Genomic DNA, 25955 nt, shown 5'->3' with positions numbered 1-25955 from the left:
TAGGAATATGGTATAGCTACGGTACTGTTTCCTTTTATAAATTCAGATTAAACCTAAAATTACACACAATGAATAAATACATCGTATCCGCAATGTGCGGATGCCTGTTCTTTGTTAATGGTTTCTCTCAAACTAAAACTATAGAGGAATTGCTTAATCAAATAGAACAGAACAATACCGCCTTGAAAGGCTATCAATCCTATATTGAAAGCCAGCAACTCGAAAACAGGAGCAACAACAATTTACCCGACCCACAGCTCTCTGGTTATTATTTGCCCTTTGGCGATAATGTTACCGGAGATTATATCGAATATCAAATATCCCAGTCTTTTGAATTTCCTACGGTATATGCTGCACGTGGCAAATGGAACGAATCTAAATCGCAACAATTAACGTCAGCCTATGCTAACAAGAGACTGGAAATCTTACTGAAAGCAAAAAATACGCTTTTAGAACTTGTTTTCTTGCAAAAACAAAAAGCGATTGAAACTGAAAGAAAAACCCAGAGCAAACAGGTTTTCGACCAAATTCAAGAACTTTTTAATAAAGAGCAAGTCGGTATTTTGGATTTGAATAAAGGAAAAATTGCTTGGATTCAAGAGCAGTTCGTTGTTGAACAGATTGAAAGCGAAATACAAATTTTGCAATCCAAACTCAAAACGTTGAACGGCGGCAATGAAATTAGTGGTATTTCGACAGGACTTACTTTACCTGTTGAAGTTGGTGCGGTGGAAAGTCTTTGGCAGGAAAAATTATCAAATGACCCTTTACTGCAAGAATTAAAGGCTATTGAGACATCTTCACTTCAAAAAGTAAAACTGGAAAAAAACAAAGTACTACCAAACGTAGCACTTGGCTACAATTATCAAGGCGTTAGCGGTAGTAATTATTCTGGTTTTTATGGCGGTGTTTCAATTCCACTTTGGAATAGCAAGAACAAAGTAAAAGCTGCCGAAGCAAATTATGAATATCAGCAATCCAACACGCAAGTAATTACCACTTCACTTTACGCTCAATTTCAACAAACATATAATCGATACGAATTGATGCTCGAAAAATATAATGAGTATCAAACCACTATAGGCAATTTAAATAACGAGGAACTACTTTTTAAGGCTTATATGTTAGGTGAGTATTCGTTTATGGATTACTATGTAGAGCTTCAGTTTTACCGAAAGGCATCAGATAGAATGCTTGAAATGGAAAAGGAATTACAACTGCTTCAATCACAATTATTAAAACATCAATTATAAACTTTAAAACATACAATTATGAAAATTTCAAAAATAATAGTCGCAATAGCTATAGGTTCAATGATTACTGTAACATCTTGTAGAGATACAAAAACTGAAAGTACGAACGACCACGGCCACGAACACAATGCAGATGGCAATCATATGGAAGAAGGAACCATAGAGCAAGAAGATTTTAAAGTAGGAACAGATTCTATGGAAACAAAGACAGATGAACACGGTCACGACCACGATGATGACAATGCAAACCACGACCACTAAAGAAACAAATAGATACAAAAGATGAAACGAACATTAATAAATTTTAAAAATTCATTCACAAAAGGGGATGTTTAAAATTTTTAATGTGAGAGCGTAGCGGTTACATACGTTCTCAATTTTTTAATTAATTAGTTTCAATAAATTAAAAAGATTTAAACGTATGAAATATATACTAATAATGCTTGCCTTTTTGGCAATGTCCTGTAATAATAAGGCAGAAGACGCACACGCACACAATCCCGATGGTAGCCACGCCGGAGAAGAAATTCCTCGCTTGAACCACACCATTTGGACAGACCAAACAGAGCTATTCGTAGAGTTTCCGGCCTTAATAGTAGGCAATCCAAGCAGTTTTGCGGCCCATTTTACGGTGTTGAATAAACACCAACCCGTTCGGGAAGGTTCGGTTACCGTTAGTTTGATTAAAGGCGATAAAGGTATTCGCAATACAGCCGAAGCACCTTTATCACCAGGCATATTCTCGCCTACCATTCAACCGAAAGAAGTGGGTAATTACCAACTTGTTTTTGAAATGAAAACGCCAGACTATTCCGATAAAATAACGATTGACGATGTTACGGTGTATGCAAATACAGACGAAGCTATAAAAGCTTTGGGTGCTGCCGAAGATGATGGGAGCATTTCGTTTTTAAAAGAACAGGCTTGGAAAATCGATTTTCAAACCGCGCCAGTAGTTTCAGGTAAAATTTACGATGTCATCAACACCTCTGGTGTTTGGATGCCTTCGCCCGGTTCTGTAAAGTCGTTGGCTGCAAAATCCAATGGTGTGGTGGATTTTAAAGTAAATAATCTCACCGAAGGCACAGCGGTAAAAAAAGGTCAGCTCTTAATGAGTTTGAACAGTCAAGGTTTGGCAACCAATAATTTGAGTACCGATATCGCTTCCGCGAAAGCGAAATACCAACAGGCTAAATCTGAATATGACAGAAAGAAAGAGCTATATGACTCTAAAATTGTCCCTAAGGCAGAATTTGAAAAAGTAGAAAGCAATTTTGATATAGCCAAAGCCAATTATCAATCATTGACTTCTGGCGTTTCGGGAGGTAGCAAACAAATTCGTGCACCTTTTGATGGTTTCGTTAAGTCTATTAATGTTTCCAATGGCGATTATGTTGCGCAAGGCATGGCATTGGTAGCTATTGGCACGCATCAATCCAAAGTATTGAAAACCCAGTTAGCTCCCAACTACGGACTCACTATGGAAAATGTACAGGGAATCTGGTATCAAACGAGCGATGGACAATGGGCAAATGTAACAGATTCCGAAGGAAAAATTCTTTCCATTGGTAAAGATGTGGCCCGTGAAAACCCATTGATTTCAGTTTTTGCACAGGTAAATGCAGTCGTCGATATGCCAGAAGGAAGTTTAATGCCTGTTCAAATTGCAATGGGAAATGCTACCCAGAACACTACGATTCCTGTTAATGGATTGTTGGAAGATTATGGCAGTTATTCCGTTATCGTACAATTTTCAGGCGAAAGTTTTGAAAGACGACCTGTGAAAATAGGAAAGCGTAATGGCGAGAATGTAGAAATACTTCAAGGTTTACAAGTTGGAGAAGTGGTGGTAACTGCAGGTGCATACCAAGTTAAAATGGCTTCCATGTCTGGTTCAACACCTGCACATGGTCACGAACACTAAACGAATTTTGAATGATGAATTGTGAATTATGAATAAGGATTCATTCAACATTAAAAATTATAGAAATTATGAACAAAGACAATATCATTTTAACCAAGTCCTTCGATTTTGCTCTGCAAATTATTGAGCTCTATAAGCAAATGAAAGCTCAAAATGAGTATGTGCTATCCTAACCAGTGTTAAGAAGTGGTACCAGCATAGGCGCGAATGTTGAGGAGGCTACGGCAGGAATAAGCAAGCGTGATTTTACACATAAAATGGCCATTTCATCAAAGGAAGCTCGTGAGACAAAATATTGGTTAAGGCTTATCCAACATAGTCGAATTGTGGATGTAGAAACATCAAATCTGTTGGTTCAAGTAGAAGAATTAATCAGAATCCTTACGTCTATTGTCAAAACGTCCCAAGTCTCGATTAAATGAATTGTGAGCTATGAATATTGAATTATGAATTATAGGTTGTATTAAACATTCAGCATTAAAAATTCAACATTAGAAATTCATCATTAAAAACTAAAAAAAAGATGTTAAACAAAATATTATCAATTTCACTTCAAAACAGATTGCTCATTTTATTGGGAGCAGTTGCATTAAGTGTATTGGGTGTGTATTATGCACGAACCATGAACGTGGATGTATTCCCGGACCTTACAGCGCCAACGGTAACCATTCTTACCGAAGCGCACGGAATGGAATCTGAAGAAGTAGAAAAATTAGTAACCTATCAATTGGAGACTGCCTTAAACGGTTCGCCAAATGTGAGACGAATCCGTTCGTCATCAGCAGCTGGAATTTCCATTGTTTGGGTAGAATTTGAATGGGGAACCGATATTTATCGAGCACGCCAAATTGTTAGTGAACGTATCCCGATGGTAAGGGAGAATTTACCCGAAGGCATCGGGGCACCAACAATGGCACCGATTTCATCCATTATGGGCGAAATTATGTTGTTGGGCGTAACGTCCGATAGTTTATCGCCAATGGAATTACGAACCTTATCAGATTGGACAATTCGCCCACGAATAAAAGCGATTGGCGGCATTGCAAATGTAGTAGTCATCGGTGGGGATTATAAGCAATACCAAGTATTTGCCAATCCTGAAAAGATGAAACACTACGATGTGAGTCTTTCAGAATTAGTAGAACACGTAAAAGAAGCAAACTCAAGCGCACCTGGTGGCGTGATTAATCAATATGGAAATCAATACATCATAAAGGGTAGTGGTAGAGCGTATGCATTAGAAGATTTACAGGAGGCTGTTTTAAAACAAGTCAATGGACAAACCATAAAAATCAAGGATGTGGCGACCGTGCAAATTGGAGCTGCGGATAAAATTGGAGATGGGTCATTAAATGCAAAACCAGCAGTTATTTTAACCATTTCAAAACAACCCGATGTCAACACATTGGAATTAACAGACCGATTGGATGAAGCGATTGCCGATTTGGAAAAAACTTTACCTAAAGGTGTCAACATTAAAAATCACATTTTTAGACAGTCAGATTTTATAGATGCATCCATCAGTAACTTAAATTGGACCTTACTGGAAGGCGCATTCTTTGTAATGATTATCCTGTTCATCTTTTTAATGAATTGGAGAACGACGGTAATTTCCTTGTTGGCTATTCCTATTTCATTATTGGTGTCCATCATCATTTTAAAATGGTTGGGGTATACCATAAATACGATGAGTTTGGGAGGTATGGCAATTGCCATTGGTGCATTGGTGGATGACGCCATTATAGATGTGGAAAACGTCTATAAACGCTTGCGCGAAAATATTAGAAAACCAAAATCAGAACGTCGATCGACCACTACGGTTGTACGAGACGCTTCCGTAGAAATACGAAGCTCTATCATTATCGCAACGCTTATTATTATTGTCTCATTTGTGCCCCTATTCTTTTTAAGCGGTATGGAAGGACGTTTGCTGCAACCTTTGGGTATTGCGTTTGTAACTTCGGTTTTAACCTCTTTGATTGTTGCGGTAACCGTAACCCCAATTTTATGTTCTTATTTATTGAACAACGAGAAGCTTCTAAACAAGCAAGCTGAAGGCACAAAAGTGGAACGTTGGTTACAGAAACATTATGGCAGCCTCTTGGAACGTGCCACAAATATTCCTAAAACCATTATTGGTGTAACCGTCATTGCATTTATCATAAGTCTTTTGGTGCTAACCCAATTGGGAAGAAGCTTTTTGCCTGAATTTAATGAAGGTTCTTTGGTAATAAGTGTGGTTGGACCACCGGGAATGTCTTTAGAAGAGAGCAATAAAACAGGAAAATTGATAGAAGAAATTTTATTGGATTTACCTGAAGTGGAAGTCGTTACTCGACGACAAGGCCGTGCCGAATTAGACGAACATGCACAAGGTGTAAATGCTTCAGAAATTGATGTGCCATTTATTTTAAAAAACAAAACCAAGGAAGAATTTTTTGAAGAAGTTCGAAGTAAATTGAGCATCGCACCTGGTGTAAATATTACATTAGGGCAGCCTATCGCTCACCGTATTGACCACATGCTTTCGGGGACACGTGCCAATATTGCAATTAAAATATTTGGTTCAGATTTACAACGCTTGTTTGAAGTAGGTAAAAGCGTAGAGCAGAACATCAAAGATATTGATGGACTGGCAGATGTTGCGGTCGACCAGCAAATTGAAGTACCACAAATACGCATCAAACCCAAACGCCAAATTCTATCGGCTTATGGAATGACTGTAGGCAATTTAATGGAACAAGTAGATATTGCTTTTGCAGGCGAAGAAGCAGGCGAGATTTATGAAGGACAACACTATTTTGATTTGGTGGTTCGCTACGAAAAACCGTTTCGAGATAATATTGAAACCATCGGAAACACTTTAATCAGTTTACCAAATGGTGGGCAAACCATATTGGGTGAATTGGTAACCATTCAATCCGTGAGTAGTCCAAACACCATCAATCGTGAGGATGTACAACGTAAAATAGTAGTGGCCGCCAATGTACAAGGCCGGGATTTACGTGGTGCAGTAAACGAAATCAAGGAAGTGGTTGCCAGCAATGTGAATATGCCAGAAGGCTACCGTGTACAATATGGCGGACAATTTGAAAGTGAGTCGAAAGCTTCAAAATTACTTATGATAACGGCTATCATTGCCATTGCCATTATTTTTCTATTACTGTATTATGAATTTAAAGATGTAAAATTGGCTTTTGTTGTATTAATCAATTTACCGTTAGCTCTAATCGGCGGAATCTTGATTGTGTATTTCACATCGGGAGTCATCAGTATAGCAGCAACCATAGGATTTATTAGTCTCTTTGGAATTACCACGCGTAACGGTATTTTATTGGTATCACGCTATGAAGATTTAAGAAAGGAAGGCATGCAAGGGTTTCAATTGATAAAAACAGGCGCTTTAGATAGATTGAATCCAATCTTGATGACAGCCTTTACAACAGGCTTGGCATTAATCCCATTAGCCTTAAAAGGTGGCGAACCAGGTAGTGAGATTCAAAGTCCAATGGCGGTAGTTATTTTGGGAGGTTTGCTATCGGCTACGATATTGAACTTAGTTGTCATTCCTTGTGTATATCAATTGGTGATTAAAAAACGAGAAAAAAGCTATGGTTGATGGAGTGATGGATGTAAAATCTGTGGAAGGGGCTTAGTGTCAATAAACTTTAACAAATACCCTTTACCGCTGACATTTTACATACGATGCAAAAGAAAGCGTCCAGTAGATGAATTTATTTACTCATTCGGGATTTGATTTATTACAGAGGAACTCGATTCACGATCACATGGGCTTTATTCACAAAACCTCTATTTTAACTAATGGAGTTCATGAATCTCAAAAGGGGAGGTTTGTATACTCATACTTATTAATACTAAGCATTTTTAAATAAAAAAACTGAATACAACACGTCCAAAGAATGCCGTATTCTATTGAAGTGGTTTAAACTTTTTCTTATTGCTGCAAATTCATTTTATTTTACCTTGATCTCGACTTTTTTTCATACCGTAGCTAAGGCTATGCTACTCTAAAAAGGCTTCTTCAAGATAAAAAATCTATAATTTTCGCTACAAAACAAAAAGTTTAAATCACTTCATTCAGTTTTTGCTATTATAGCACTGAGATCTGTTATTAAATCACATGATCTTAGAAGCTTATTGCTTTATTAACTGGCCTCTAATTTCTCCAGACGGAAATAGGGCAGTATGTATATTCACATAATATAGATTCGCCATAAGATCTGCTTCTTGAACAGCATTTAAAACCGGACTCGTTAGACTCATTGGAGAGTCAAAAGAATCTAAGGGGAATACAACACCTCCACTAACACCAACAGCACCTAAATGTATGTGACCATTCACTGCGACTACGCCTGTATGCGTTCCGGTAAGCACAAATATTTTTGTGTCCGTATTATAGACAAGTGTTGCAGTTCCTGTTCCTGTAGAGCCCGTGGCAGGAACTGTGCTGTTGCCATCAAGAACCGAGACAAAAGTAACCATAGAATCTGGTGTTGAATTAGAATCATCATCGCTGCTACAGGAAACCAATCCTATTAAGAAGACTGAAAGGACAATGCATTTGAAAAGATTTTTCATTTGAATTAATTTTAAGATTAAAGACTCCGTTAAATTTTACGATATTAAAACCCCTCGTTATAATATATAACAACTTGGATACTGGAAATCCTGAAAAATTATTAAAATAATTGAATAATACTTCTTATTTTAACAGGGTAAGCAATAGTTTAGGTTTCTATTTCTTGAAATTATAGAGCTCACGAAATCGAAGATTCAGCGAAGCTAATCTTGAATGAGATTGGCAGAATGCAAATCTTTTGATAAGATTCACGAATACCGATTTAATAAAATAAAAGGTTAATGAGTGAGTGACGAAAGGAGCGTAGCGGAAAGGGATTTATAGTTACCTTTATTATTTCAATAGGATCTTATTAAGACTTATAACATCCAAAAATTAGCTTATATGTTACAAAATATTTTATTAGAACGCGAAATATACGCATCAGAAGAACATAAAATGATGCAAAAAATGATTCAGGATTTCATCAACAACGAAATTATTGATCAAACAGATGCATGGGAAAAAAATGGGATGGTAAGCCGAGACATCTGGGAACGTGCCGGGGAATTAGGTTTGCTATGCATCGATATGCCTGAAAAGTATGGTGGCACTGGTTTAGATTTTAGCTTTAGCGCCTTATTCATTGAAGAATTGGCAAAAAAAGGGGTTAGTGGCCCCGGTTTTTCGTTGCATTCAGATATTATTGCACCATATCTCTTAAAGTATGGTACCGAAGCTCAAAAGCAAAAATATCTACCTATCATGGCTACCGGAAAACTAATCACATCCCTTGGTATGACCGAGCCAAACTGTGGCAGTGATCTTAAAGCTATTAAAACAACCGCGGTAGATAAAGGTGACCATTATGTGGTAAACGGACAAAAAACCTTTATCACAAATGGCTATATGAGTGATATGTCCATAGTAGCCGTAAAAACCAATACTGCAACGGATAAAGAAGGTGTGTCTTTATTGATTATGGAAAGTGATTCTAAAGGTTTTGAAAAGGGAATCCCTTTCAAGAAAATAGGTATGAAAGCTCAAGATACCTGTGAATTATTTTTTGATAATGTAAAAGTTCCAAAAGAAAATTTATTAGGAGAAGAAGGATTAGGTTTTAAAATTATGATGACAGAATTGGCTAGAGAGCGTTTAACAGTAGCGCTCAATGCTATTGGTGGGGCAGAAGGTGCCATAGAAAATACTATTGAATACACCTCTAAAAGAATTGCTTTTAAGCAACCCATTGCCGGATTCCAAAACACCCAATTTAAATTGGCCGAATGTGCTGCTCAATTACAAGTGCATCAGGCTTTTTTAGATCGTTGTACAAAGTTATTATCTAGTCATCAGCTAACCGCTGAAAGCGCCTCAATAGCGAAGTATTCAGCAACAGAAATGCACAATAAAGTCGTCGATGAATGCCTGCAGTTATTTGGTGGTTATGGTTATATGTGGGATTACCCAATTGCCCGCATGTATGCAGATAATAGGGTCGCCAGAATTTATGCTGGAACCAATGAGATCATGAAATTATTGATCGCCCGCGGTTTGTTTAAAGAATTGTTTCAAAAAATGAAACGAGCAAGAAAGGAGCATCATCACCCAGGGGAATGATTAATTGCGAACAGCATGTGACTCCCGATACCGAAAATGAGTTGGGATTTGTTCAGATTAGGCAGTTTTTGAAAGGCATAGCATCGCTACGCATAAAAAAAGTAACGAAATATGGGCGAATTTCAGCCATTTTTTAGGAAATAGAAAAAGTCAAGATGAGTTCATAGACTAATTCGTGCTTTGTTAACCACAAAGCCCTTATTTATAAATGACTTTAACTACAACGGTTGTGTCTTTATTTAGGATAAAACTGGCATTTTTAAAGTTTGGTCGATTACTCAATCCAAAATCATCGTAATTTAAGAAACCGACACCTTCATCTGGCAATGGCAACATGAATTTTTTATCTATTTTTCCATTGTTATTTTCATCGTGCAATATTGTGACAGCGTATACACCTTGTGGCAAATTATTAAATGTGAATTCTGATTTTTTATCAATAATACTTGCACTTTCTTTTCTATAATATTTTCTAAATTTTTGATCTGGTATAGAACCGCCTTTATTATATAGAGCAAATATGATAGTGCCATCAGAGTTTTCTAAATCTTCGGTTTTTATTGTTAATGCATAAGAATCTGTTTTAGTGTTGGTTGTGAATATGCCAAACAGTAGCATACTTAAAATGACTATTTTTTCCATAATAATTTATTAAATTTAACTAAGCCTATAAGTGAAAAAGTTAATGTGAGCAATTGCACCAATGCTGTGTTGATAATATTTTTAGTTTACGTCTTTTTATAACTCCAAACCTTTAAACCATTCATGACAAATGCATATATCAGTTTTTTTATCAGCAGTGGAATGAAATCAATAAAACCAGAACTTTTTAGCTGATTTCTTTAAGCCTTGTGTTGTGAAAAATTACACAGTTTTTTAACTTCATCTAAAACATGATTAATCCTTTTTTCTGATAATCCAATACTTTTCATTTTATGGGAAGCGTTAATTAGCTCCTTGACCAAAACAAGATCTTTATCAATAAGTTGGTGTTTTTCTTTTTTACTTAATGTTGTTAACGTGGTAACAGGATATAAAGCCAAGGAATCAATATTTGCTTTTAAACCGTTGTTTTTTGGGTAATCCCAACTCAACATGGTTAATCCAACACATTTCCCATAATTCAAGGCATCCTCAGTAAATCTGGTATTAGTGACCAACCAACCTTGTTTTAAATGTGTTTTATTTTTTAAATTTGTGTTCCATTGTTTTTGTATATCTAAAAATCTGGAATTAATATATAAAGGTACTTTTACATTGCTTGAAGCTTTAGCATCCGAATGAAACTTACATTCTATAGCATACACGTTTCCTTCTTTTTCTGCCAATACATCGATTTCGTGGGTTATACATTCACCATTTAAAATAACGCTGACTTTAGTTTTATATCCTTTTTCCTTTAATAAAGCTCCAACTAATCGCTCAAAAGGATAACCTGTAGGGCCTAAATTAAATATGGCACGTTTTAAACTGTAGCGTGATGCAGATATCTTGTTGTATTTTTTTAATATGGAAAAGGCTTTCTTATAAATTTCATTTGAAGATATTCCATCATAAATAGAGGGTTGCATTTGAGTAATAATGGCATCCACCTCTTTTTTAGTTGCACCACAAGATTGAAGCGACTGTTTTAATTTTTGAATTAAAAATGGCTCTATTTCTTCGGTGCTTTTCTTTACGAATATTTCATGTTTCAACATAATTTATTGTTTTAAAATTTTAAGATTTCGGTCATTATACCAAAACGCACCATAGATAATTGGTGTTCAAAATAAATATTGTAATAATCCATGCCATGACAAAACTGGACAAATAACCCAATATCTTCTAAAAATTTGGGATGATAGTAAAAGGTAACACTTGCATTAAATCGATCTAAATCAAAAATGTCCAAATCATTATAATTATCTAACATTAGCGTTGCTTCAGCTTTTAAAGAAAAAATTGCTCTATCGCTATGAGAATCCCTTAAAGGAAACTTAAACGATGTAAATGTGTTATGCCAACGCAATCCACTATACTTGCCTTTCAATTCTTGTAACATCCAACTTTTAGGATGAATTTCAATCGAGCTTTTTAAAGTTTTAATTGCTTTCAACCTATTACTATATCCTGTTTTAAGAAAACCGAATTCAAAAAAATTAGTTGCAAAATTCCCTGATTTTAAGTTGATTGTGTTGTCTTCATTATAAAAACTACCATCTTGTCCATTAGAATGATGAGCTACTTTACCGAATAATACCAAGTAATTTAGTGCGTCTGTTTTATTAGCTAAATAATAAAATGAAATTTGCGGAATATAACTTGGTGTACGAACAGGATAGGATTCTTCATTATACATCCTGATAATAATCTGTGGTGTTAATAAGGCTAATATTTTTGAATCTTTTCGTTCTCTTATAACAAATGATGGATTTACCTTGGCTTCAAACATTAAGGGTTCTATATTTCCAATATCTGTCGGGAATGTGATGTAACTATCGCTTTGATTGATTAAAGCTACTTTATACAAATCCAGTTGTGGAAGTGTATCTATATTTTTTTGCGAAAAAGCAAATTGTACAGACCATAAAAACAAAAACAAGATGCAAGCTTTTGTTTTCATTTATTTGAGTTTCTTATTTATATTGAAAAATACTACAAGTGAGAAACTTAAAGTAACCAGCATTCTAAAAATCATGGCATTTATTGTTTTAGCTTCGTGAACTCCGCCATTGTTAACATAAAACAGCAAAGCTATAAAAGCAACAATTAAGATACCTAAAGCTGTAATTAACAACCAAAACGTCCACTTTGCTCTTTTTAAAAATCCATATACAGCAAATAAATATAAAATACTGCAAATAAAGTTTGCCCAAACTATAAGCAAGACATAGTTACCTTCTTTGGCTCTAATGCCAAACCAATCGAAAATGACAGAGCTACTTAAAAATAAAGTAAGCAATGCAAACAGTGCTAAAATAATAGCACTTACAGTATTGATAATCTTTTTAGTTTTCATTTTGTATTAGTTTATTGTTTTGTTCACCTAACCACCATTTTGGTTTGACTTGTTTTTTAACTAGTCCGAATTTTTTTATGGAATGCGATTCAATATGAGTAATTACATCTTCCACAGAATCTGTTACAAAAAGTAGTTTCATATCATCTGGACTGATACTTTCATTTTCTGCCATTAAATGAATATGTTGACACAATTCCTTATGATATTCTGAATCGAAAATAACTACAGGAAAATCTTGAATGATTTTCGTTTGTATTAAGGTTAAAGCTTCAAAGAGTTCATCGAGCGTACCTATGCCTCCAGGCATGACCACAAAAGCATATGAATATTTCACCAAAATAACTTTTCGAAGAAAAAAGTACGGAATGTTGATCCATTTATGCAGATACGGATTTGGTTTTTGTTCAAAAGGTAAAATAATATTGCAACCAACCGATTTTCCTCCAGCTTGAAAAGCACCTTTATTGGCAGCTTCCATAATGCCTGGACCACCACCTGTCATCACTGTAAATCCTGTTTTGGCTAAGGCAGCTCCAATTTTTTCGGCATTTTTATAATGTTCGGAATCTTTTGTAAATCGTGCTGAACCAAAAACAGTCACACAAGGCCCAATAAAATGCATTTTCCTAAAGGCTTTTATAAAATTAAAAAACACTTTAAAAGCAAAGGTCAATTCCTTAAAACGAGATAAAGGACCTCTAACAAACAAGGACTCGTCTTTAGAAAGTATTATTTTTTTAACAGTTTTCATTAAGTTGTCTTTTTATAACTCCAAACCGCTAAACCATTCATTATAAGTGCATACAGAAGTGTCTTTAATAACAGTGGAAGTATATCCATAAATCCAGAACCTTTAAGCATCACCATTCGCATCACTTCTACATAATACTTTATAGGGTTGAATTCTGTAACTATTTGTGCCCATCTAGGCATACTTTCAATAGGTGTAAATAAACCACTCATTAAAATAAAAATGACTACAAAAAACCAAGCAATAAACATGGCTTGTTGTTGCGTGTCCGTAAAATTTGAAATGAATAACCCTATTCCTAAAATCACTAAAATATAAATGGAGGTGTATAAATACATGAGTACTAAACTACCAAGCATGGGCACATTAAAAATTAATCTTGCCAGTATTAATCCAACCGTTAATAAACCCATTCCAATAACCCAAAACGGAAAAAGCTTCCCAATAATAAACTGACTTTTCTTAATTGGTGTCACATTGATTTGCTCTAAGGTGCCAATTTCTTTTTCTCGAACAATATTCATTCCTGAAAGAAATAAGGTAATCATAGAAACCAATAACACGAGAATACCTGGTACCATAAAGGTTTTATAATTCAAGGTTTCGTTATACCAGAATAAAGGAATAGTGTCAATATTTGTGGGCTGTACTAGTTTGTCTGAAGGTTGTAATAAATCTACTTTTAAATGTTGATTAAAACGCTGAATTATTTGAGTAACATATACATTTTCAACACCAGCTGCTGCACCATCAATAGCATTAATGGTAACACCTAAATCGATGTATTTTTCTTTTTGTAAATCACGTTCAAAATAATGAGGAATTTCTAAAACAACATCCACTTCGCCTTTTAACATGGCTGAACTTGCTAACGCTTCCGAAGGAAAATCTGTTAAGACATCAAAATAAGTGGACGCATTAAATTTTTCTACTAATGCTCTTGATGTCGATGTATGGTCATTATCTATATAACCGAATTTGATGTGTTTTACTTCGAATGTAGCAGCATTGGATAATATTACCAATTGGAGTAGTGGTAATACAAAAATGATAGGAAGCATCCCTTTATTTCTAAATATTTGCTTGAACTCTTTTTGTATGATGTATAGAATTGTTTTCATATCATTTCCCACGAAAGTGGGAATTTCTTTTTAATTTTAAAATACCTACAAGGTTTTAAAAACCTTGCAGGATGACTTACTTTTTTACTCCAATCGTATTTTATATTTCTTTACACTCAATGCAATAAAAAACACCGTCATTCCCAATAAAATAAGGGTTTCTTTCCATATAAATTGTAATCCTACACCCTTGAGCATGATGCCTTTAATGATAATGATAAACCACTTTGCTGGAATGATATGGCTAATGATTTGTAAAGGCATAGGCATGCTTGAAATAGGAAAAATGAATCCAGATAATAATATCACAGGAAGCATCAATCCCATTAATGAAATCATCATGGCGGTTTGTTGCGATTCTGAAATGGTTGAGATTAAAATCCCTAAGGCTAAAGCACTAATTATAAAAAGAATACTCTCTAAAGCCAATAAAAACAAGCTACCTTGAACCGGCATATTAAAAATGAAAATGCTTAAAATAACGATGACAACAGCGTTGATGATGGATAGGAAAATATATGGAAACACTTTTCCTATAATGACCTGAAATGGTTTTAGCGGCGACACCAGGAGAATTTCCATAGTACCCAATTCCTTTTCCCTTGTAATGGAAATAGAGGTCATCATGGCAGAAACCAACATGAGAATAATGGTCATAACACCAGGCACAAACATATACACGCTTTTTAATTCTGGATTATAGACCATTCGTGTTTCTGGAACTATTTGATAGGCTATTGTAATATCCTTGTTTAATTCTTTTTGATACTTCTGAAGAATGGCATTTACGTAATTACTAATAGTATTTGCTGTATTTGGATCTGTAGCATCTGTAATAATCTGTACAGTTGCTTTATGCTCTTTAATTAGGTTTTTGCTGAAGTCTTTTTCAAAATTTAGAACTGCTTTAACCTGTCCTTTTTTAAACACCGAAGCTATATCTGCTTCACGAGTTACCATTTGTTTTATCGTGAAATATTTTGAAGCTGAAATTTTATTAATAATTTCTTCTGTAGTGGCATCTTTTGAATGATCCAGAATAGCAATATCCACATTATTGATTTCATTGGTGATAGCGAAACCAAACAGTAAAATTTGAGCAATTGGCATTCCGAAGAGAATAAACAACGAGCGTTTATCCCTAAAGATGTGGTAGAATTCTTTTTTTATAAAGCCTATAAAACGTTTCATACTTTATTCCTGCGTAGGCAGGAATCTTTTTAATTTTATTTCTTTCTTATGTCTCCCGCAAATCTCACAGATTCTCGTAGACCTCATTTTGTTTCCCGCAGATTGCGCTGATTTTCGCAGATTCTTATCTTTATTATTTCTGCATCATTCTGCGCTATCTGCGGGATTAATTTTCTACAAGCCATTTACTTTTCTAAAAATGCCTTTTGATATGTTACCTACATTGAAATTGACTAAAACCCCTAATTTCAAATTTGAAAGCTTTAAATAGGTTAATACCTGTTTATGATGTACTTCTGCTAAATTTTCTACTGATTTAATCTCAATTAATACTTTATCATTTACCAATAAATCCAATCGAAAACCTAATTCCATTTTATTGCCTTCATAAAATACGGGTAATGGCACTTGCCTTTTTACATCTAACCCTTGTTGTTGCAATTCGAAGAGCAACACAGTTTCATAAACAGATTCCAACAAACCTGGGCCTAATTCACTATATACTTTAAAGATTGCACCTCGAATGATATAGGATATGTCGTTTTCTGATAGTATATTCATAATTCTAATTTTTTGTTTCCCGCATATTTTTGCAGATTTTTATTTTATTGTCTGCGAAAATCCGCGAAATCTGCGGGATATTTTTTATGGTGATGGGTTTCTCGCTAATTTTAAAAACACATCATTCATATTTGCTGCCTTAAACTGTTCTTTAAGTTTTTTAGGCGTATCTAAAGCTTCTATTTTACCGTCAACCATAATAGAAACACGATCACAGTATTCGGCTTCATCCATATAGTGAGTAGTTACAAAAACAGTAGTTCCTTGGTTGGCTGCTTTGTAAATCATTTCCCAAAACTGACGTCTGGTAATTGGATCCACACCTCCTGTTGGTTCGTCTAAAAACACAATTTTAGGATCGTGAATTAAGGACACAGAAAAAGATAATTTCTGCTTCCAGCCCAATGGTAAAGCACCAACCAGTGTATTAGTAACTTTTTCAAGTCCCAATTCTTCAATTAAAACTGCTGATTTTTCTTTTATTAGTTTTCTCGATAAACCATAAATTCCACCAAAAAAAGTAATATTTTCCTTAACGGTTAAATCGTCATACATAGCAAATTTCTGACTCATATAACCAATGTTCTTCTTAATGTCTTCAGCATTGGTAAACACATCAAATCCTGCAACCTTGGCTTTACCAGATGTTGGATTAGAAATGCCTATCAGCATTTTCATTGCTGTGGTTTTTCCTGCTCCATTTGCACCTAAAAACCCAAATATCTCGCCTTTTTCAACGTCGAAAGTAATGGTATTTACAGCTGTAAATTCACCAAACATTTTGGTTAATCCTTCTACTTGTATGACTTTGTTGTTGTTCATTTTTGTTATTTATGCCTACAAGGTTTTGGAAACCTCGCAGGATATTTTAAAAACCTTGCAGGCTATTTTGCTAATTCCATAAAGGTGTCTTCAATAGTTGCAATTGTTTTTTCAATGTCTATATTCAATACGTTTTTAGTTTCTAAATATCTTATTAGATCATCAGGGTTAAAATCTGTTCTACGGTCTGTATAATGCACAAACTCGCCAAAAGGATAGACGCTATAATTAAATTCATATGCATTTAAACTATTTATTAATTGATACATATTGTTTGCGCTTACATTATAAATTGGCTTCGGATAGTGCTTTACAATCGCTTCAGGTGTATCAATCTGAAGTATTTTTCCATCTTGAATCAGTGCAATTCTATCACACAAAGCAGCTTCGTCCATATAAGGTGTCGACACCAAAATGGTAATCCCTTTTTGTTGCAAGCGTTTTAGCATGTCCCAGAACTCTTTTCTCGACACAGGATCCACACCAGTTGTTGGTTCATCTAAAAACAACACTTTGGGTTTGTGGATTAAAGCACAGCTCAAAGCCAATTTTTGCTTCATACCACCGGAAAGTTTTCCTGCTCTACGGTCTTTAAAAGGTTCAATCTGTACGTAAATATCTTTTATTAAATCGTAGTTTGCTTCAATGGTTGTTCCGAAAATAGTAGCAAAGAAATTTAGATTTTCTTCAACAGTTAAATCTTGATATAATGAGAATTTCCCAGGCATATAGCCAACACTGTTTCGTATTTTTTTATAATCTGTAACCACATCAAAATCAGCTACAGTTGCACGGCCTTCATTAGCAAATAAAAGCGTTGTTAAAATCCTAAAGAGTGTTGTTTTACCTGCACCATCAGGACCAATGAGTCCAAAGAGTTCGCCTTCTTTTACCTCAAAAGAAATATCCTGTAAAGCATTTACGTTTTTATAGGATTTTGATATGTTAGAAACTGTAATACTCATTTATTCGAAATAAGTATGATAAGCATTAACATTTTCCTCAATACTGCGTTTTAAGTTTGAAGCATCTTCCACCGTTTTAGCTTCAGAAAGTGCTTCAATTTTTTCCATTAATGGCAAAAGCCATACGTGTAAATTATCGTGTGAAGCACCTTTCATTGTGCAATTTTTTATCACATAGTTTTTGTCATCATTCAGCTGTTCTGCCAATTTATGAAATGCATCTAATGTGCTGGTTGTTTGTGTTTCGATGCTGTTTTGCATTTTTAATATGCCTTCATTGGTTTCTGCATTGGCTTGCCATTTATTGCCATCGTTTAATTGGATTTCGCTTGCCCAAGCATTGGCATAGACCTTAGATGCTTCCTGATGGTCGTTATGGGTTTCAGCAGATTGTTCAGCTTTTTCCATTTTTGTCTCTTGATTTTTACTGTCTTTACAGCTTACTAAAGCCAATAGGCTGAATGTGAAAATTACATATTTCATAGTTTTAAGTTTTAGTGATTATTTATTGTCTGAATTGTTTATCCATAGTTCTGCTGGCATTCCTATTTTAAGACTACCATCGTTTTTTACATCAATTTTTACTGCATAAACCAGAGCAACACGCTCTTCTTTGGTTTGAATAATTTTTGGTGTAAATTCGGCTTCCGAAGCAATCCAACTAATTTTGCCTTTATAAGATTTCATAGCCTCTACATCATCAATTTTTACAGTAACTTGTTGTCCTATTTTAATAGTGGCCAGTTGTGTTTCGCTAACATAAACGCGCAGTTGCATCGTATTTAAATCGGCAATTTTGTAAAGTGGTTTGCCAAAAGCTGTAATTTCATTTGGTTCTGCGTATTTGGTTAAAACTGTTCCATTTACAGGATTTATGATTTTACTTTTCTGGATTTGGTCGTCAATTTGTTTGAGCTGCACATCAATAGATTTCAATTCATTAACAACTGGTGCATTTTGTATTTCTACACTTCTAATTTGGTTTTTTATAACATCTATTTCGCCAGAAATATCATCTAATTGTTTTTGTGTTCCTGCGTTGTCTTTTATTAAATTTTCAGTTCGAGTTTTGTTGGTGTTTGCTGTTTTTAACTTGGCATTCAACACATTAATTTGAGACAATACACCTTTAGATTTTGAGTTAATCACAGCTTTAGACACCATTAATTGTTCTCGTTTTAATGCTAATGGAATGGTATCGATATAGCCTATAAATTGTTCTTTTTCAAGTGTGTTGCCTTCGTTAACATCAAACTGCATTAATTTTCCGTTATTTTCAGCTGAAATGGTAATTTCTGTCGCTTCAAAATTGCCGTAACCATCTGCTTTTCCGCTATCATTTCCACAGGAAAATAGAGTCGTAGCTATAATGCTTAATCCTAATATATAATTGTAATTTTTCATGTTTTATTTTTTTTGTTTCTCTTTGTTTTCCGCAGATTTCGCAGATTAACACAGATTTTTTTCTAATTTTTTTTATTCTTTTTATCTGCGTGCATCTGTGAAATCTGCGGGAAATATTTTATTGTCCGTTAATAACGTTGTAATTTGCTTTTGCAAGTTGTAATTGGATGTTATGTTTAACCAAAGTGTTTTCATCTTCGTATAAATTGGTCAGTTCTGTTATATATGCCGAAGCTGTTATCACCCCATTTTTAAGTTGCGAGTCTGCCGATTTAAGCACGTCTTTCCTAAGGTTTATAATCTCTAAATCTGATTCAATAAAGCCTTCAATTTTATAAATTTCCTTTTGTTGCTGATTCAGTTCTATGTTAGTATTCAACTTGAAGGTTTCGGTCTCTGTATCCACAATATCTTTATTAATGGCCAAGGATTCGCGTTGTTTTTTGTTGGAATTCCAATCGAATACATTCCAATTTAATTTGATGCCAACGGTATAAAAAGTTTGAAATGAATTATCGAGCATATTTAGTCCTGGATTACCATAACCACCAGTTGCAAAACCGAGTAGTTTTGGCGAATTTTGTTTGGCTATTAAAGCTTCATTACTTTCTATTTCATCCCTTTTAAGTTGAAATAATTCCAATTCTGGTCTGTTTAATTCGGTTTTTAATGGTGTTTCAACCAAAGGGTTTCGAAAGATTGTCGAATCATCCAAAGATTGACCAATAATACTCGAAAGCGTTGCTATTAAAGATGCCTTATTACTTTTTACTTCCCTAAATTGTTGATTTAGTTTTAAAAGTTCAGCCTCAAGAACCTTATCGGATGAAGGTAAAATCACGCCATATGTAATGCCTGATTGTACTTCGCCCAATTTTGCTTGTAACTGTGCTTGTTTTGCTTCTAACAATACATTGGTTTCCTGCGATAATAAAATTGAAAAGTATAATTGGTTAATCTTTTGTTTTAATTGATACAGATTGACATCAACCTGTTTTTGTTTGGTTCTGATTTCAGCGGTTTTTACGTTTAAAGTAGCATCTGTTGCACCTCCATTATAAATAAGTTGGTTAACAGAAAGTGTTGCACGATATTGGTCTTTATTTAAAGATTCTATATTAGAATTTGGAATAGGAATTTCAATCACATCAGATTGATAGGTAGCTTGAGCATCCAAATTAAATTGTGGCAATTTGGCATTGGAAATAACGTCTGTATCCAATTTATTTTGTGCTTCAAAGAGTTGTGATTGTTTTGCTAAAGGATAATTTTTAGCTACTAAACTGTAGCATTCTTCCAGTGTGATACTTTGTTGTGCTACACTTGGAAGCGTTGTTAGGATTATTAGAATAATTATGAAGCGTTTCATTTTAATGTTTCTTTATAGAATTAATAATAAAGTCTGCGACTTCAGTTTTACGATTTTCCATAAGTTGTTTGTAGGTTTTATCATTTACGTTTGTAAATGCCATGATTAAAGGCTTTGCAACAAATGGAAAAACATTAAGTGCCAAAATATTGATAAATAATTGTTCGGCACTTATTGGCTTTATAATGCCTTTTTCAACTTCGAGAGCAACCTGTTTTTTAAATTTTTCAAGATTAGGAAATCCTTTGTTTTCTTTAAGTTTTAAAATAAACGCTGGATTTCTATTGAGTTCCTGAATGATAAAATTCGGCAAATAAGGATGCTTTATAATAAATGCAATATAGTTTGATGTGAAATTTTTTATTTTATCTTCAATGGAAGAATCATCATTTAAAATGGCATTTAGTTGAGGCGCTAATAATGAGAATGCGTTTTTAAAAACAGCTTCAAAAAGTAGTTGCTTACTTCTGTAATAGTAATGAAGCATGGCTTTGTTAATTCCTGCTTTATCTGCTATTTCTTGCATACGTGCACCGTCCATTCCTTTGGATTGAAATACATTTTTTGCGGCATCCAATATTTGGCCTTCGGTGTTATCGTCTTTTGCTTTCTTCATATCAACTATACGGTTTAACCATTTGGTTAACAAATGTACAAAAAATAATCAAACGTACTACAGTTTGATTATTTTAGAATAGTTATTTATTTAATTTACTCGTTATCAATTTAATAACTACTAACCCAAAAGCTCCACCAATAACTGATACCAAGATATTTATTGTGAATAAAGAGCCATCAAAATTTCCATCTGTCATAATTGACCAAGGATCGAATCCTAATCTTCCGAAAGATTTTATTATTAAAATACTTCCAAAAACACCAATTAACGTATTTCCTGTAAAGCCAAAAGAATATTTTTCCCTAAAATATCCAAGTAGGTTCGCAGCAATAATTCCTGTAAGAATACTGATTAAGGAAATTAACGTTGCTGTCATAATAGGATCTTTATACTAATGTCCATAATCCATTTTATCTATTTTTCCTCCCATTAATCTTTTTTGGATAATCATGTAAACAAAAAGAAGGATAAAGCCAATAATTCCCCAAGTTAAAGCTACAGATAAACCATATTCTGATGCAGAAGTATTATATATTGTTAAAGGCTCATTAATTTCATTAATAGAAGGCAATATTACTGGAAATAATGATGCTAATGATGATGTAATTCCTCCTAAGATTAACAAGGTTGACAACGCAAAACTATAGATGTCTTTTTTTATTTTTTTAATAAAGAATAATCCAAATAATCCGATAAAATAAATAATAGGAAATACTATTAAATATGGTTTGTCAATAAAATTATCTAAAGAATTGGGATTAACTATTTGCCATACTATTAAAGAAAATATTGTAAGTACCGTTAGCACAATATTTAACTTAAAAATGACACTTTTAAGTTTATTATTTATTGATGAATTGGTTTTTAAAATCACCCAATTAGCACCATGAATAGCTAAAGTAACAACAGATATTAAACCTATAATAATTGTAAACCAATCTATAACTCCAGGTGTTTTGCTTAATGGACTAAAACTACTATCCCATAATGGTAAGAAAAAATAATGTCCTTCATAAACAGACACTCCATTTTCAACACCACCTAAATTTACACCTCTAACTATATTACCCAAAGCAATACCAAAAAATAAGGCCAATAATAAACTAGAAACCCCAAAAGACTTATCCCAAATATCTTTCCACATTTGATACTTAAATTGGCTTCTAAATTCTAGCCCAATAGCTCTAAAAATAATTAACCACAAGACTATTATTAATGGTAAGTAGAAACCACTAAAAACAGATGCGTAGAAAGTTGGAAAAGCCATGAAAAGCATTCCTCCACCAGCAACTAACCAAACCTCATTAGAATCCCAAAATAAACCTGCGGATTTTGCAATTACTTCTTTATCTTTTTCCTTTTTTGCAAAAAACAAATGAATTATTCCTGTTCCAAAATCATAACCATCTAAAATAAAAAATACAGCTAAAACAATAGCTATTATTATGTACCAGAATATTTCCATAATTTAATGTGTTTGAGGTTTTGGACCTTCGTTAATAGTTTTACCAACTAAGACTAAAAATAATAAACCTAGTAACATATATAAAGCAACAAAACCAAGTAAAGTAAATAATGTATTACCTGATGAAACTGTTGGAGAAATCCCATCGCTTGTTTTTAATAAACCGTAAACGAGATAAGGTTGTCTTCCTAATTCTGCTGTATACCAACCAGTAATGTTTGCTATATACGGAAACGGAACTAAAAACATAATTATCCAAAGTAATGGTTTTAATTTGTACAATTTTTTTTGCCATAAAAAGAAAAATGCTAATGCCATTATGCCAATAAATATTGTGCCTAAACCAACCATTATATGATAGGAATAGTAAAGTGCAGGAATATTATCTGGCAATTCTTCTTTTTTAAATTGATCCATTCCTGGGATTTGTTTATCCCATTCTTGATAGGTTAAAAAACTTAATATATTTGGTACGGCAATTTTATTGTCTAATTTTTTTTCAACCATATTTGGTTGACCAATAAGTACAATTTCAGCTCCAGCGTTTTCTGTTTCAAAAATTCCTTCCATCGCAGCAAAAGATGCTGGTTGGTATTTTGCAACATTTTTAGCATTCCAATCCCCTGTAGGAAAAGCTAATAAAATACTAGAAATTAATCCAAAAACTACACCTGTTTTTAAAAATAATTTTCCGTGTTCAGTATGTTTATTTCTTAAAATATAAAAAGCGCCTATACTTGCTACAACAAAAGAAGATGTTACAACAGACGCTAATTGATTATGCAAAAAAGCAGGTAGAAGCCAAGGGTTACTAAACAGTGCCGAAAAGTTTTGCAACACGTATTTACCATTATCTAAAATTTCATAACCTACCGGATGTTGCATCCAAGCATTAGTTGCTAAAATAAACCAACCACTTGCCCAAGACCCTAAAAACACTAAAAACCCTGTTAAGAAGTGTAGTTTTTGTCCCATTAATTTTTCACCAAAAATAAATAGCGCTAAAAACGAGGATTCTAAAAAGAAAGAGAACATGCCTTCCATAGCAAGCGTTTGACCAATAATACCACCTGTTAGTTCCGAAAATTTTGCCCAATTGGTACCAAATTGAAATTCCATAGGAATTCCTGTTATTACTCCCATTGTAAAATTAATAGCAAAAATTTTCATAAAAAATTTTGCTGCATTATTATATTTTTCAATTTTATTTCTTAAATATTTCCACTTAAAATAGACTATCAATAATGATAATCCCATTGTTAATTGTGGAAATATATAGTGAAATGTGATAGTAAATGCAAATTGCAATCTATCGTAAAAGAGCATGTCTTCCATATCCGAATTTTTAGGCTATAAAAATTAAAAGCCTCAGTAAATACCAAGTAACTTTTATTACAAACAGAGCCTCAAATTGAGGCTATTTTTAAAATTGAATTATTTTACTTTGAACTGATTTAAACTTTTTTGAATAGTAAAAAAGGGGTGCCAATATTTGCGTTACTACACGTAAAATATTTAAAATCAACCTAATATGTGCAGTGTGCTAGACAAAGATACGATAGAAATGGAAATAATTCCACACATACCATTACCAAAACGAGGATTTCCACCAACGGTTTTCACTTAGTTGAGATAGTGAATGCTATACTTTACTCGATAATCGAGATTTAAATGCTCCGAGACTTGCCTCGAAATCAAAAATATTTTTCCTATATAATGCCTCGTGGGCTTGTCCCGAGTAGTTTACTAGTTAAAAACAGGTGTCCAAATTTTATTTCTCATTGAAAAACAATAGAAATCTTTTGAATAAACACTTTTTATGCGAAATCGAAGAATGAGATTCATGAATTCCTAATTTAATAAAATATGAGATAATGAATACGACGTAGGAGGGAAGCGTAATGTGTGTGGAATGGGATTAAGAAAACTATTTATAAATCTAGAATTGAATTTATTTTATCATCATCAGGAATATTGCTTACATCAGAAGATAATTTGTTCTCTCTTTTTTCAACTATATATTTGTTTTCATCAGTTACCACTCCGCATGTTGGATTGGATATGGTGTATATATAAGTAGGCATTCTGGAAGGAGACTTTTGTCCTACAAAGTATACACACATGAAGCCCAAATTCATCAAAAAATCATGTATCTTTAAGGTTCATTTTTTAAGCTAAAATCACATTCGATCTATGAAGTATCCCCAATTTATGTCCTGCCTGCTTGTCGTACTATTCTTTGGTTGCAATGAGGTCAATCCTAAGGGCGAAAAAGAGGTGCGTAAGTTTGTAAAACAATGGAACGATGCCCATACACAAATAAAGTCACCTTACCTAGAACGCGACTATATGGATGTAGTAATCTATTACGGAAAAGAGCGCACCAGAAACCAAGTGCAGCAGGATAAGAATTTGCTGTTTCAAAAATTTCCAGATTATACACAACGTATTTTAAATGATCAACTTGTCATCACGAAAGAGGCAGGAAGCTATTTAGTCGAGTTCACCAAACACGTCAACTACAACGGAATAGAAGCAGATTACACCTCGTATCTTTCAGTGATTACTAGAAATGGTGCTTTCAAAATACTACGAGAAGGCGTTGCTAAAAATGCTAAAGATCTTGATGCTCCCATTTTTCCCAGTGCTCGCGAAAGTGATGCTATAATCTCTAATAACAGGCAACTGTTTGGCGATTTTAATGGCGACGGTCTATCAGACTATGCTTCTGTGATCTCTCCAGAAATAACCTCCGCTACAAAAACGGATACCCTAAATAGTGATGCGGTACAATGCGAAGGCGGATGCAACAGCGTAATCGTCTTTAGTAATAAGGACCTAAAACCCATCACTATCGAAGGTGCGTACCAATCACAATTAGAAAATCTCAAAGACCTTAATAGCGACGGCGCAGACGAAATTGGCTTTTGGGACATAAAACCTACGACCAAGAGCCTCTATGTTTTTAGTGCATCAAATGGTAGGTTGCTTAGCAAGCCTATTGTAATTAATACCACTGTTCATAAAAACCTCAACCTTATTGACGTTATAAAAAAAACAGGCCCCAATAAAATTACAGTAACACGTAGTGCACAAGTCAACGGGAAGTGGGTCTTAAAGAGCGAAGTGATTACGTTGGACTAAGCGGATAATTAAACTTTTAAAATATCTTCTAAATAGGGTAAATAGTAAAGCTTTTATTTTGGTGTTGCCAAGCGATGGATAATTACCCGTGCATTTCTATTTTATTTTTTGGAACTCGTGAATGCTTCGTATTTGTGTGTAAAAATTTTGTAATATTCAATCG

Annotated in this window: 26 protein-coding genes; 7 read left to right on the top strand and 19 right to left on the bottom strand. The window is 34.0% G+C overall.

The genetic code is table 11. From position 1 onward, the window contains the following. Positions 1-68 precede the first annotated feature (68 nt). From FAF07_RS16420 to FAF07_RS16400, 5 genes are all read left to right on the top strand, one after another. The gene (locus tag FAF07_RS16420; RefSeq protein WP_142786135.1) at positions 69-1253 is read left to right on the top strand and encodes a TolC family protein; all 1185 of its coding nucleotides are present in this window, start codon (positions 69-71) and stop codon (positions 1251-1253) included. 18 nt (positions 1254-1271) lie between these two features. Next, positions 1272-1514, top strand: a complete 243-nt coding sequence (locus tag FAF07_RS16415; RefSeq protein ID WP_142786134.1) for a hypothetical protein — start codon at positions 1272-1274, stop codon at positions 1512-1514. Between the two features lie 160 nt (positions 1515-1674). Further along, positions 1675-3177, top strand: a complete 1503-nt coding sequence (locus tag FAF07_RS16410; RefSeq protein ID WP_142786133.1) for an efflux RND transporter periplasmic adaptor subunit — start codon at positions 1675-1677, stop codon at positions 3175-3177. A gap of 176 nt (positions 3178-3353) precedes the next feature. Next, complete coding sequence (locus FAF07_RS16405; protein WP_317130305.1) at positions 3354-3599, top strand: four helix bundle protein; 246 nt, start codon at positions 3354-3356, stop codon at positions 3597-3599. A gap of 101 nt (positions 3600-3700) precedes the next feature. Continuing rightward, the gene (locus FAF07_RS16400) at positions 3701-6796 is read left to right on the top strand and encodes an efflux RND transporter permease subunit (protein WP_142786132.1); all 3096 of its coding nucleotides are present in this window, start codon (positions 3701-3703) and stop codon (positions 6794-6796) included. A gap of 536 nt (positions 6797-7332) precedes the next feature. On the opposite strand, the gene FAF07_RS16395 is transcribed toward FAF07_RS16400, so the two are convergent. Next, positions 7333-7776, bottom strand: coding sequence for a CHRD domain-containing protein (locus FAF07_RS16395; RefSeq protein ID WP_142786131.1), 444 nt, complete (start codon positions 7774-7776; stop codon positions 7333-7335). A gap of 385 nt (positions 7777-8161) precedes the next feature. Between FAF07_RS16395 and FAF07_RS16390 the strand changes: the two genes are divergently transcribed. Beyond that, positions 8162-9376, top strand: a complete 1215-nt coding sequence (locus tag FAF07_RS16390; protein ID WP_142786130.1) for an acyl-CoA dehydrogenase family protein — start codon at positions 8162-8164, stop codon at positions 9374-9376. A 198-nt stretch (positions 9377-9574) separates the two neighbouring features. Here FAF07_RS16390 and FAF07_RS16385 read toward each other — a convergent pair whose 3' ends face one another. The 18 genes from FAF07_RS16385 to FAF07_RS18615 all read right to left on the bottom strand — a co-directional run bounded on the left by FAF07_RS16385 (position 9575) and on the right by FAF07_RS18615 (position 24732). After that, entirely contained in the window at positions 9575-10018 is a 444-nt protein-coding gene (locus FAF07_RS16385; protein ID WP_142786129.1) for a DUF2141 domain-containing protein, read from the bottom strand. A gap of 200 nt (positions 10019-10218) precedes the next feature. After that, positions 10219-11076: a restriction endonuclease gene (locus tag FAF07_RS16380; protein ID WP_142786128.1), complete on the bottom strand. Its 858-nt coding sequence runs from the start codon at positions 11074-11076 to the stop codon at positions 10219-10221. 11 nt (positions 11077-11087) lie between these two features. After that, complete coding sequence (locus tag FAF07_RS16375; protein ID WP_246067727.1) at positions 11088-11981, bottom strand: hypothetical protein; 894 nt, start codon at positions 11979-11981, stop codon at positions 11088-11090. After that, positions 11982-12377: a hypothetical protein gene (locus tag FAF07_RS16370; protein WP_142786127.1), complete on the bottom strand. Its 396-nt coding sequence runs from the start codon at positions 12375-12377 to the stop codon at positions 11982-11984. It abuts the gene before it with no gap. Then, entirely contained in the window at positions 12367-13131 is a 765-nt protein-coding gene (locus FAF07_RS16365; protein ID WP_142786126.1) for an LOG family protein, read from the bottom strand. The genes FAF07_RS16370 and FAF07_RS16365 overlap by 11 nt, the downstream gene beginning before the upstream one ends. Then, positions 13131-14252, bottom strand: coding sequence for an ABC transporter permease (locus FAF07_RS16360; RefSeq protein WP_142786125.1), 1122 nt, complete (start codon positions 14250-14252; stop codon positions 13131-13133). Before FAF07_RS16360 ends, FAF07_RS16365 begins: the two co-directional genes overlap by 1 nt. An 84-nt stretch (positions 14253-14336) precedes the next feature. Next, entirely contained in the window at positions 14337-15443 is a 1107-nt protein-coding gene (locus tag FAF07_RS16355) for an ABC transporter permease (RefSeq protein WP_142786124.1), read from the bottom strand. A 174-nt stretch (positions 15444-15617) separates the two neighbouring features. Next, positions 15618-16004: a GxxExxY protein gene (locus FAF07_RS16350; RefSeq protein WP_142786123.1), complete on the bottom strand. Its 387-nt coding sequence runs from the start codon at positions 16002-16004 to the stop codon at positions 15618-15620. A gap of 84 nt (positions 16005-16088) precedes the next feature. Further along, positions 16089-16826: an ABC transporter ATP-binding protein gene (locus FAF07_RS16345; RefSeq protein ID WP_142786122.1), complete on the bottom strand. Its 738-nt coding sequence runs from the start codon at positions 16824-16826 to the stop codon at positions 16089-16091. 62 nt (positions 16827-16888) lie between these two features. Next, a complete protein-coding gene (locus FAF07_RS16340; protein WP_142786121.1) occupies positions 16889-17791 on the bottom strand; it encodes an ABC transporter ATP-binding protein in 903 nt (300 codons plus the stop codon). After that, positions 17792-18274: a hypothetical protein gene (locus FAF07_RS16335; RefSeq protein WP_142786120.1), complete on the bottom strand. Its 483-nt coding sequence runs from the start codon at positions 18272-18274 to the stop codon at positions 17792-17794. Positions 18275-18292: 18 nt separating this feature from the next. Next, the gene (locus FAF07_RS16330; protein WP_142786119.1) at positions 18293-19195 is read right to left on the bottom strand and encodes an HlyD family secretion protein; all 903 of its coding nucleotides are present in this window, start codon (positions 19193-19195) and stop codon (positions 18293-18295) included. 118 nt (positions 19196-19313) lie between these two features. Beyond that, positions 19314-20564, bottom strand: a complete 1251-nt coding sequence (locus FAF07_RS16325; RefSeq protein ID WP_142786118.1) for a TolC family protein — start codon at positions 20562-20564, stop codon at positions 19314-19316. Between the two features lies 1 nt (position 20565). Continuing rightward, the gene (locus tag FAF07_RS16320; protein WP_142786117.1) at positions 20566-21180 is read right to left on the bottom strand and encodes a TetR/AcrR family transcriptional regulator; all 615 of its coding nucleotides are present in this window, start codon (positions 21178-21180) and stop codon (positions 20566-20568) included. Between the two features lie 82 nt (positions 21181-21262). Continuing rightward, on the bottom strand, positions 21263-21559 hold the full coding sequence (locus FAF07_RS16315; protein WP_142786116.1) for a hypothetical protein: 297 nt from the start codon (positions 21557-21559) through the stop codon (positions 21263-21265). A 15-nt stretch (positions 21560-21574) separates the two neighbouring features. Beyond that, positions 21575-22648 (bottom strand): cytochrome d ubiquinol oxidase subunit II, encoded by a 1074-nt coding sequence (cydB, locus tag FAF07_RS16310; RefSeq protein ID WP_142786115.1) that lies wholly within the window; start codon positions 22646-22648, stop codon positions 21575-21577. A 3-nt stretch (positions 22649-22651) separates the two neighbouring features. After that, positions 22652-23983 (bottom strand): cytochrome ubiquinol oxidase subunit I, encoded by a 1332-nt coding sequence (locus FAF07_RS16305; RefSeq protein ID WP_142786114.1) that lies wholly within the window; start codon positions 23981-23983, stop codon positions 22652-22654. A gap of 596 nt (positions 23984-24579) precedes the next feature. Further along, positions 24580-24732 carry a hypothetical protein gene (locus tag FAF07_RS18615; RefSeq protein ID WP_185956468.1) on the bottom strand — a complete coding sequence of 51 codons (153 nt, stop codon included), beginning with the start codon at positions 24730-24732 and terminating at the stop codon, positions 24580-24582. 109 nt (positions 24733-24841) lie between these two features. Between FAF07_RS18615 and FAF07_RS16300 the strand changes: the two genes are divergently transcribed. Continuing rightward, the gene (locus FAF07_RS16300) at positions 24842-25792 is read left to right on the top strand and encodes a hypothetical protein (protein ID WP_142786113.1); all 951 of its coding nucleotides are present in this window, start codon (positions 24842-24844) and stop codon (positions 25790-25792) included. Positions 25793-25955 lie beyond the last annotated feature (163 nt).

It is taken from the genome of Changchengzhania lutea, from assembly GCF_006974145.1.
In the GTDB taxonomy this organism is placed as follows: domain Bacteria; phylum Bacteroidota; class Bacteroidia; order Flavobacteriales; family Flavobacteriaceae; genus Changchengzhania; species Changchengzhania lutea.
Note: the sequence above shows the minus strand (reverse complement) of the source record. Positions and strands in the feature narration are given on the sequence as shown.